The organism is Dietzia sp. DQ11-71 (assembly GCF_014144995.1).
GTDB lineage: Bacteria > Actinomycetota > Actinomycetes > Mycobacteriales > Mycobacteriaceae > Dietzia > Dietzia kunjamensis.
Genome location: NZ_JAALDT010000167.1, coordinates 1 through 2150 on the forward strand (window position 1 = coordinate 1; position 2150 = coordinate 2150).

The window sequence follows — 2150 nt, forward strand, 5'->3', positions numbered from 1 at the left end:
TGGTCGCGGCGGCCCGGAGTCCGTCGATGACCGGCATCGGTGCCGCTCCCGGCGGGACGACCCCGGATCCGGCGAGTCGACCGTGGCGCACCACCGCGACCGCCCACGTCCGGCGCGGCGCCGGCTGTGCGAGAACGATCTCGGGCAGCGATGCCGTTGCGGCGAGTTCCTGCCGTCGGGAGAGGACCCGCACGAGGGCTGCGGTCCTGTCGCGGAGCCTGGCCGCGCGTTCGAACGCGCCCTCGGCCGCGAGTACCTCCACGCGGTCGACCAGATCCCGCAGGGGACCGGAGTCCCGTCCCTCCGCCAGCGCCGCCCAGCGATCGGATCCCGGGGCGGTGCCGAACACGCCGAGGAGGTCCTCCCAGGCGGCCCGGGCGTCCTCGGCGCGCCGGAAGGGCCCGATGGCGGCGGGGTCGTCCGGGGTTCGCACGACCTTCGGGCGGGTGGCGCGGCCGGTGGGGGGCGTGAGCCACCAGCCGCGGCGAGGGCTCCGCGACCGGGTGTTGAACGGGGGTTGAAGCGAGTCGATGAGCTGTTCCTCGACGGTCCACGCCTCGAGGAGGTGGGCGCACGCGACCGAGTCGATCGAGTCGGCCAGCCCGACCATGGTGCGCATCCGTCCGCGCGTGTCACCGCCGGAGTAGTAGGACCGGGCCCGTCTGCGGACCGCGCCGGACGAGCCGACGTACAGGGCGCCACCGGCGTCGTCCCGGAACACGTAGACACCGGGCCCCTCGGTCAATGACCCGGTCATGGCGGCCCGCCGCCTCACCTCCGGGGAGAGGCGACCGTCGTAGGCCCGTAACTCCGACAGGGTCGAGACCCCGCAGTCGCCGACCCGCGAGATCAGTGCGTGGAGCACGTCGACCGTGGCGCGGGCGTCCTGCAGGGCCCGGTGATTGGGCTCCACGGTGGCCCCCAGGTGCGCGGCGAGGACTCCCAACCGGTGGCCTCGTGTCTCCCCGCGGTGCAGCACCCGCCTCGCGAGAGCCAGGGTGCAGAGCGACGGGGGATCGGGCCACGGGTGCCCGGTCGACGCGGCGGCGGCCCGCAGGAACCCCAGGTCGAACCGCGCGTTGTGGGCGACGAGGACGGCCCCGCGGGAGAATTCGAGAAACGTCGACATCACCTCGCCGAGACTCGGGGCACCGACGAGGTCGTCCGGAGCTATCCCGGTCAGTCTGCTGATGTGGCCGGGCAGGGCACCGTCGATCGAGACGAACGTCGACAGCTCCGCCTGCACCTCGCCGCCTCGGACGCGTACCGCGCCGATCTCGGTGATCTCGTCGCTTCCGGTCCGGGTGCCCGTCGTCTCCAGGTCGACCACGACGAACGTGACGTCGGACAGCAGAGGCTCGAGATCGTCGAAAGCTGCCTGCACCCCGGTCGAGACGGGGGAGGGGGATCGGGGCATGCCGGAGACGGTAGCCCCGCCCTCCGACACGGCCGGCCCCGCCGTGGTTGTCGGACCTTGTCCCTAGGGTGCCCCGCAGTACGACCACCCCGGGCCCGGATCGCGGCTCGATAACGAACGGGCAACACGCCCAGGACGAAGTGTGAGGTAGATCATGTTCACGATGGACTGCGTGCGGTGTCCCGCAGGACCCGCCGCATGTGACGGGTGCATCATCGCCGTTCTCGACGCCGGAAAACCGCAGGTGGACGAGCTTGCTCCGGAGTCGTGCGGCTATGTTCTGGACCCGGAGGTCCGCGAGGCGATCGACGTCCTGCGCGAGGTCGGAATGGTCTCCACGGTCGAGATTCTGGGGGCTGACGTCGCCGCGTGAGCGATGAACTGGACTTCGACGAGACGGTTTCGTAACCTTTTCGAGACCTCGGAAGTCATCGCCCGCCTGCCGGCGGGGAGCCGGGGTCACACCTAAGCGCCGAAGGGCGCACCGGGGAACCAAGATCCACTGGGGTGAATCGCACGAGGGCCTAAAGGTCTGAAGCGTAGGACAGACTTCCGTGTCCGAACCCGTCAGCTAACCCGGTCGGTGCCGCAGGAAGAAAGAGGAACAGTCTTCGTGGGAGCCCACAGCATCAAGACCAGCTCGACCGGCCGCCGTGTCGCCGCCGCCGCCGGCCTGCTCGCAGCCGGAGCCGCTGTCGCCGGTTCCGGAACCGCCGCCGCCGCACCCGTCACC

Annotated in this window: 2 protein-coding genes and 1 riboswitch; of the genes, one reads left to right on the forward strand and one right to left on the reverse strand. The window is 71.2% G+C overall.

Annotated elements, in window-relative coordinates:
• Nucleotides 1-1417 (reverse strand): DEDD exonuclease domain-containing protein (locus G6023_RS06960; protein ID WP_187700021.1); only part of this gene is annotated, 1417 nt, incomplete at its 3' end.
• A 154-nt stretch (nt 1418-1571) separates the two neighbouring features.
• On the opposite strand from G6023_RS06960, the gene G6023_RS06965 reads away from it, so the two are divergent.
• Nucleotides 1572-1790 (forward strand): hypothetical protein, encoded by a 219-nt coding sequence (locus G6023_RS06965; protein ID WP_182634679.1) that lies wholly within the window; start codon nt 1572-1574, stop codon nt 1788-1790.
• Between the two features lie 79 nt (nt 1791-1869).
• A riboswitch (cyclic di-AMP (ydaO/yuaA leader) is annotated at nt 1870-2018 on the forward strand.
• Nucleotides 2019-2150: the final 132 nt, after the last annotated feature.

Bases quoted from the DNA above. Each gene is read 5' to 3' on its own strand.
- G6023_RS06965 (WP_182634679.1), top strand. From the start codon at position 1,572: ATGTTCACGATGGACTGCGTGCGGTGTCCCGCAGGACCCGCCGCATGT.